This is a genomic window from Variovorax sp. GW823-FHT02B07 (assembly GCF_058797695.1).
Map to the genome: position 1 here is coordinate 51,965 of NZ_JBXAJX010000014.1, position 7,064 is coordinate 59,028.

Genomic DNA, 7,064 nt, shown 5'->3' on the forward strand with positions numbered 1-7,064 from the left:
CCGGGGAGCCTGGCCCTGGCGTCGCCATACATCGCTGACTGTTTGATTGCGCGGCGCACGCCGTGCGCCCGCGGTTCCGAGCCGGCACGCATGCCGGCACCGGGCCACTCTCGTGAATGACCTTGCCACCGGCCAAAGGAGCGTCGGCAGGCAACTGGAGAACGATCCGTGATCACCGAACTTGAATTCAAGAGCCTCAGCGCCCAGGGCTACAACCGCATCCCGCTGATGGCCGAGGCCTTTGCCGACCTCGAAACGCCTCTTTCCCTCTACCTGAAACTCGCCCATTCGCAGGGCGGCGGCAAGCACAGCTTCCTGCTCGAATCGGTGGTGGGGGGCGAGCGCTTCGGGCGCTACAGCTTCATCGGCCTGCCGGCGCGCACCTTGCTGCGCGCCAGCGGCTTCGGCGACGAGGCCGTCACCGAAGTCGTGACCGACGGCCAGGTCGTCGAGACCGCCAAGGGCAACCCGCTGGACTTCGTGGCCGACTACCAGAAGCGCTTCAAGGTCGCGCTGCGGCCCGGCCTGCCGCGCTTCTGTGGCGGCCTGGCCGGCTACTTCGGCTACGACACCGTGCGCCACATCGAGCGCAAGCTCGAAAAAAGCTGCCCGCCCGACACGCTGGGCTGCCCCGACATCCTGCTGCTGCAGTGCGAAGAACTCGCGGTCATCGACAACCTGTCGGGCAAGCTCTACCTCATCGTCTACGCCGATCCGAAGCAGCCCGAGGCCTATGCCGTGGGCAAGCGCCGCCTGCGCGAGCTCAAGGACAAGCTCAAGTACTCGGTGAGCGCGCCCGTCGTGAAGCCCACGCAGGCGCATCCGCCCGAGCGCAGCTTCGCCAAGGCCGACTACCTCGCGGCCGTGGAGCGCGCCAAGGAGATGATCGCCGCCGGCGACTTCATGCAGGTGCAGGTGGGCCAGCGCATCAGCAAGCGCTACACCGAATCGCCGCTGTCGCTGTACCGCGCGCTGCGTTCGCTGAACCCGTCGCCCTACATGTACTACTACAACCTGGGCGACTTCCACGTGGTGGGCGCCTCGCCCGAGATCCTGGTGCGCCAGGAGAACGCGGGCGACGGCGAGCAGAAGATCACCATCCGCCCGCTGGCCGGCACGCGCCCGCGCGGCGCGTCGATCGAGCTCGACAAGGCGGCCGAGGTGGAACTCATCAACGACCCGAAGGAGCGCGCCGAGCACGTGATGCTGATCGACCTGGCGCGCAACGACATCGGCCGCATCGCCAAGACCGGCACCGTGAAGGTGACCGAGGCCTTCGCGGTGGAGCGCTACAGCCACGTGATGCACATCGTGAGCAACGTCGAAGGCACGCTGAAGGACGGCATGACCGCCATCGACGTGCTCAAGGCCACGTTCCCCGCCGGCACGCTGACCGGCGCGCCCAAGGTGCATGCGATGGAACTCATCGACCAGCTGGAGCCCACCAAGCGCGGCCTGTACGGCGGCGCCTGCGGCTACATCAGCTACGCGGGCGACATGGACGTGGCCATCGCGATCCGCACCGGCATCGTGAAGGACCAGATGCTGCACGTGCAGGCCGCGGCCGGCGTGGTGGCCGACTCGGTGCCCGAGCTGGAGTGGAAGGAAACAGAAGCCAAGGCGCGCGCACTCCTGCGTGCCGCCGAACTGGTCGAGGAAGGCCTGGAATGAGCAACGCACCGGACATCCAGAACGACTTCTCGCACGAGATCATCGGCGCCGCCGTCGAGGTGCAGCGCGTGCTCGGCACGGGGCTCGACGAAGGCGCCTACGCCGCGGCACTGGCCATCGAACTCGCCGAGCGCGAGATCGGCTTCGCGCGCGACGTGGCGCTGTCGGCCAGCTACAAGGGCCGGTCGCTGGGCGAGGTGTACCGCGCGGGCTTCGTGATCGAGCAGTCGGTCATCGTCGAGCTGCGCGCGGTCGATGTGCTGACCGACCTGCACCGCGCGCAGGTGCTCGCCGCACTGCGCCTGTCGGGCCTCAAGCTGGGCCTCCTGATCAACTTCAACGTGTTCCCCGTCGTCAAGGGCGTGCACCGGATTGTGAGCAAGCCATGAAACTGCTGATGATCGACAACTACGATTCGTTCACCTACAACATCGTCCAGTACTTCGGCGAGCTGGGGGCGGACGTGCAGGTGCACCGCAATGACGAGATCACCGTCGAGCAGATTGGCGCGCTGATTGCTTCGGGCGTGACGCGGCTGGTGGTGTCGCCGGGTCCATGTTCGCCGGCCGAGGCGGGCGTGTCGGTGGCGGCCATCGAGGCCTTCGCGGGCAAGCTGCCGATCCTGGGCGTGTGCCTGGGCCACCAGGCCATCGGCGCGGCCTTCGGCGGCAAGATCGTGCGCGCGCAGCAGCTCATGCACGGCAAGACCAGCGAGATCACGACCACGCAGGAGGGCGTGTTCGCGGGGCTGCCGCAGAAGTTCATCGTCAACCGCTACCACTCGCTCTCGATCGAGCGCGAGAGTTGCCCGAAAGAACTGGCTGTCACCGCGTGGACCGACGACGGCGAGATCATGGGCGTGCGGCATACCGGCTTTGCGCACGACGTGCGCATCGAAGGCGTGCAGTTCCATCCTGAATCGATCCTCACCGAGCACGGCCACGCCATGCTCAAGAACTTTCTGGACTGACCCACCATGACCGAACGCACTCCCATCGTCGACCTGCGCAGCGACACCGTCACGCAGCCCACGCCCGCGATGCGCGAGGCCATGGCGGCTGCGCCGCTGGGCGACGACGTCTTCGGCACCGACCCGAGCGTCAATGCGCTGCAGGAGAAGATCGCCGCGCTGCTGGGCTTCGAGGCGGCGCTGTTCGTGCCCACCGGCACGCAGAGCAACCTGTGCGCGATCCTGTCGCACTGCGGCCGCGGCGACGAGTACATCGTCGGCCAGCAGGCGCATGCCTACCGCTGGGAAGGCGGCGGCGCCGCGGTGTTCGGCAGCGTGCAGCCGCAGCCCCTCGACCATGCGCCCGACGGCACGCTGCCGCTCGCGCAGATCGAGGCGGCCATCAAGCCCGACGACGCGCACTTCGCGCGCACGAAGCTGCTGGCGCTGGAAAACACGCTGGGCGGCAAGCTGCTGCCCTTCGACTACGTGCAGGCCGCGACCGACCTGGCGAAAAGCAAGGGGCTGCAGCGGCACCTCGATGGCGCGCGGCTTTTCAATGCCGCCACCGCACAGGCTGCGCTGAACAAGCGAACCGACATCCGCGCCGAAGCCCGCCGTATCGCGCAGTGCTTCGACAGCGTGTCGGTGTGCTTCAGCAAGGGCCTGGGCGCACCCATCGGCTCGACGCTGGTCGGTTCGCGCGAGTTCATCGCGCGCGCCCACCGCATCCGCAAGATGGCGGGCGGCGGCATGCGGCAGGCTGGCCTGCTGGCGGCCGCGGCCTCGCATGCGCTCGACCACCACATCGACCGCCTGGCCGACGACCATGCGCTGGCGCAGCGCCTCGCACAGGGGCTCGAGGGCATTGAAGGCCTGAAGGTCGAGGCGCCGCACACGAACATCGTGTTCGTCGATCTCACGGGGGCGGCGCAGGCGCGTTCCGCGGCGCTGCTCGCCAGCCTCAATGAGCAGGGCATCCTCGCGACCGGGCTGTACCGCCTGCGCTTCGTGACGCACCTGGATGTCGATGCCGCGGGCGTCGACCGCGCCGTCGCGGCGATCCGCGGCTTCTTCAAGGCTTGAGAAGGTGTGAACGAACCCGCCATGTCCGCTCATCCCGCCCAGACACGCCCCCTCGGCGTTGCAAATGCTCGCCATAGCCCGAGCTATGGCTGCGCTTTGCGCCTTGAGGGGCCGCGCCTGAGCGGGCTGCTCGGCCACGCCGGATTCATTCACACCTTCTGAAGCCTGGCTATACGCACACACCGAGGAGACCCTTCATGATCACCCCCCAGGAAGCGCTGCAGCGCACCATCGAACACCGCGAAGTCTTCCACGACGAGATGCTGCACATCGTGCGGCTCATCATGAGCGGCGAGTGCTCGCCCGTGATGATGGCCGCACTGATCACCGGCCTGCGCGTGAAGAAGGAAACCATCGGCGAGATCACCGCCGCCGCGCAGGTGATGCGCGAGGTGTCGACCAAGGTGCCCGTGGCCGACACCACGAACCTCGTGGACATCGTCGGCACCGGCGGCGACGGCTCGCACACCTTCAACATCTCGACCTGCTCGATGTTCGTCGCGGCCGCGGCCGGCGCCAAGGTGAGCAAGCATGGCGGGCGCAGCGTGTCGAGCAAGTCGGGCAGTGCCGATGTGCTGGAGTCGCTGGGCGTCAACATCAACCTCAAGCCCGAGCAGATCGCGCAGTGCATCGCGCAGGTCGGCATCGGCTTCATGTTCGCGCCGAACCACCACCCCGCGATGAAGAACGTCGCGCCGGTGCGCAAGGAGCTCGGCATCAAGACGATCTTCAACATCCTCGGCCCGCTGACCAACCCGGCCGGCGCGCCGAACATCCTGATGGGCGTGTTCCACCCCGACCTCGTGGGCATCCAGGTGCGCGCGCTGCAGCGCCTCGGTGCCGAGCATGCGGTGGTGGTCTACGGCCGCGACGGCATGGACGAGATCTCGCTGGGCGCGGCCACCATGATCGGCGAGCTCAAGGACGGCGAGATCCGCGAGTACGAGCTGCACCCGGAAGACTTCGGCTTCCAGATGGCGAGCAACCGTTCGCTGCGCGTCGAGACGCCCGAGCAGTCGAAGGCCATGCTGATCGGCGTGCTGGACAACCAGGCCGGTCCGGCGCTGGACATCGTGCTCCTCAACGCGGGCGCGGCGCTGTACGCGGCCAACGTGGTCGACTCGGTGCTGGCGGGCGTGGAGCGTTCGCGCCAGGCCATTGCGTCCGGTGCGGCCAAGGCCAAGCTCGCCGAGCTGGTCAAGGCCTCCACCTCCTTCTGAGAATCAGGCCGTCGTGCCATCGAAAGCAGAGCAAGCCATGTCAGACATTCTCGACAAGATCGTCGCCGTCAAACGCCAGGAAGTTGCCGCCGCGCTGAAGCGCGCCCCGCTCGAAGCCGTGCGCTTCGACGCCGAAAGCCGCGTGCTCACGCGCGACTTCGAGGCCGCCTTGCGCACCAAGATCGCGGCCGGCCAGGCGGCGGTGATCGCCGAGGTCAAGAAGGCCAGCCCGAGCAAGGGCGTGCTGCGCGAAGACTTCATTCCGGCCGACATCGCGCAAAGCTATGCCGAGGGTGACGGCTCGGTCAGCGCGGCCTGCCTCTCGGTGCTGACCGACAAGCAGTTCTTCCAGGGCGGCGTCGACTACCTGAAGCAGGCGCGCGCCTCGTGCGACCTGCCCGTGCTGCGCAAGGATTTCATCGTCGACGCCTACCAGGTGTACGAGTCGCGTGCGATGGGTGCTGACGCCATTCTCCTGATCGCTGCCTGCCTCGACGACGCGCAGATGAAGGACTACGAGGCCATCGCGCGCGGGCTGGGCATGGCGGTGCTGGTCGAGGTGCACGACGCGGCCGAGCTCGATCGCGCACTGAAGCTCAAGACGCCGCTCATCGGCGTGAACAACCGCAACCTGCGCAACTTCGAGGTGTCGATCCAGGCCACCATCGATCTGCTGCCGAAGCTGCCGGCGGACCGCCTGCCGGTGACCGAATCGGGCATCGCCACGCGCGAGGACGTCGCCACGCTGCGCGCCGCGGGCGTCAATGCCTTCCTGGTCGGCGAAGCCTTCATGCGCGCCAAGGAACCCGGCGAGGCGCTCGCCGCATTGTTCAAATGACGCGGCCGGACCAGCTGTCGAGCAGCGATCCTGCCGACTGGCCGGTGGCGCCGGGCTGGCAGCCGCTGGTCGACGATTTCTTCGCCAGCGCGGTCGGCCAGAAGCTGCAGGGTTTCCTGCGCGAGCGCCTCGACGCCGGGGCGGTGATCTTTCCGCCGCAGCCGCTGCGGGCACTGGAGCTCACGCCGCCGGAAGACGTGCGCGTGGTGATCCTGGGCCAGGACCCGTACCACGGGCGCGGGCAGGCCGAGGGCCTGGCCTTCTCGGTGGCGTCGGGCGTGGCCCTGCCACCGTCGCTGCGCAACATCTTCAAGGAACTCCAGCGCGACCTGGGCACGCCGCCGCCGGCGTTTCCGAACCCGGGCGGCAGTCTCGTGAAATGGGCGACGCACGGCGTGCTGCTGCTCAACACCTGTCTGACGGTCGAAGAAGCCCACCCGGCCAGCCACGCAGGCCGCGGTTGGGAAGTGCTGACCGACGCCGTGATTCGCCATGTGGCGCAGGGCGAGCGACCTGTTGTTTTTATGCTATGGGGCTCGCACGCGCAAAGTAAGCGTGCGTTGATCGATGTTGGGCGCCATAAGGTGCTGATGTCGAATCATCCCTCGCCGCTTTCTGCGCTTCGGCCGCCGGTTCCGTTCATCGGCTGCGGTCATTTTGGTCAAGCCCGTGCATGGCGTGAGGCGCAGCAGTCGGGAGGCTCCGAACTTCGCTCATAATCAGAGGCTTCACACCTCGAGCAGGTTTCCACGCTTCATCTTTTGCTGGGAATCCTGTGTAGTCACAAAATCGTGCTATATTTCGAGGTTCGCCGGAGAGGTGGCCGAGTGGTTAATGGCAGCAGACTGTAAATCTGCCCTCTTACGAGTACGCTGGTTCGAATCCAGCCCTCTCCACCAGCGATGAATTTGGTTTCTAAGAGCGATTGGATCTAGCGCTTTGGGTGCCTTGAAGTGCCCCCGATGCGGGAGTAGTTCAATGGTAGAACCCCAGCCTTCCAAGCTGATGACGCGGGTTCGATTCCCGTCTCCCGCTCCAGAGACCCGGTTCGGCGCCGGAAGCGATTTGGTTAGAACAAAAGCCCTTTTGGCTCAGTGGTAGAGCACTCCCTTGGTAAGGGAGAGGTCGCGGGTCCGATTCCCGCAAAGGGCACCAGTTTTCTGGGGTTGCAACGACAGGCTTGCGACCCATCTGCATGCGTTGAAATCGTTTTTTTCGGAGTCGAAAAATGGCAAAAGGTAAATTCACCCGCACCAAGCCGCACGTGAACGTGGGCACGATCGGTCACGTTGACCACGGC

The 7,064-nt window shown here is 66.6% G+C and carries 7 protein-coding genes, 3 tRNA genes and 1 pseudogene; all 11 read left to right on the forward strand.

All coding sequences use genetic code 11. From position 1 onward, the window contains the following. Window positions 1–168: 168 nt before the first annotated feature. Window positions 169–1,671 (forward strand): anthranilate synthase component I, encoded by a 1,503-nt coding sequence (trpE, locus tag AC1RGU_RS31145; RefSeq protein WP_492700331.1) that lies wholly within the window; start codon window positions 169–171, stop codon window positions 1,669–1,671. After that, entirely contained in the window at window positions 1,668–2,060 is a 393-nt protein-coding gene (locus AC1RGU_RS31150; protein WP_070063895.1) for a GxxExxY protein, read from the forward strand. Before trpE ends, AC1RGU_RS31150 begins: the two co-directional genes overlap by 4 nt. Then, on the forward strand, window positions 2,057–2,641 hold the full coding sequence (locus AC1RGU_RS31155; protein WP_070063896.1) for an aminodeoxychorismate/anthranilate synthase component II: 585 nt from the start codon (window positions 2,057–2,059) through the stop codon (window positions 2,639–2,641). The genes AC1RGU_RS31150 and AC1RGU_RS31155 overlap by 4 nt, the downstream gene beginning before the upstream one ends. A 6-nt stretch (window positions 2,642–2,647) precedes the next feature. Next, the gene (gene ltaE / locus AC1RGU_RS31160) at window positions 2,648–3,706 is read left to right on the forward strand and encodes a low-specificity L-threonine aldolase (protein WP_492700328.1); all 1,059 of its coding nucleotides are present in this window, start codon (window positions 2,648–2,650) and stop codon (window positions 3,704–3,706) included. A gap of 197 nt (window positions 3,707–3,903) precedes the next feature. Then, on the forward strand, window positions 3,904–4,926 hold the full coding sequence (trpD, locus tag AC1RGU_RS31165; RefSeq protein ID WP_492700326.1) for an anthranilate phosphoribosyltransferase: 1,023 nt from the start codon (window positions 3,904–3,906) through the stop codon (window positions 4,924–4,926). Between the two features lie 37 nt (window positions 4,927–4,963). Further along, entirely contained in the window at window positions 4,964–5,764 is an 801-nt protein-coding gene (gene trpC / locus AC1RGU_RS31170; RefSeq protein ID WP_492700324.1) for an indole-3-glycerol phosphate synthase TrpC, read from the forward strand. Further along, window positions 5,761–6,483 (forward strand): uracil-DNA glycosylase, encoded by a 723-nt coding sequence (locus AC1RGU_RS31175; RefSeq protein WP_492700322.1) that lies wholly within the window; start codon window positions 5,761–5,763, stop codon window positions 6,481–6,483. Before trpC ends, AC1RGU_RS31175 begins: the two co-directional genes overlap by 4 nt. Window positions 6,484–6,577: 94 nt before the next feature. Next, window positions 6,578–6,663 (forward strand) — tRNA-Tyr (locus AC1RGU_RS31180). A 65-nt stretch (window positions 6,664–6,728) separates the two neighbouring features. Continuing rightward, window positions 6,729–6,802, forward strand: a tRNA-Gly gene (locus AC1RGU_RS31185). 42 nt (window positions 6,803–6,844) lie between these two features. After that, window positions 6,845–6,919 (forward strand) — tRNA-Thr (locus tag AC1RGU_RS31190). 73 nt (window positions 6,920–6,992) lie between these two features. Beyond that, window positions 6,993–7,064 (forward strand): annotated as a pseudogene (locus AC1RGU_RS31195) (GTP-binding protein); the annotation flags it as partial.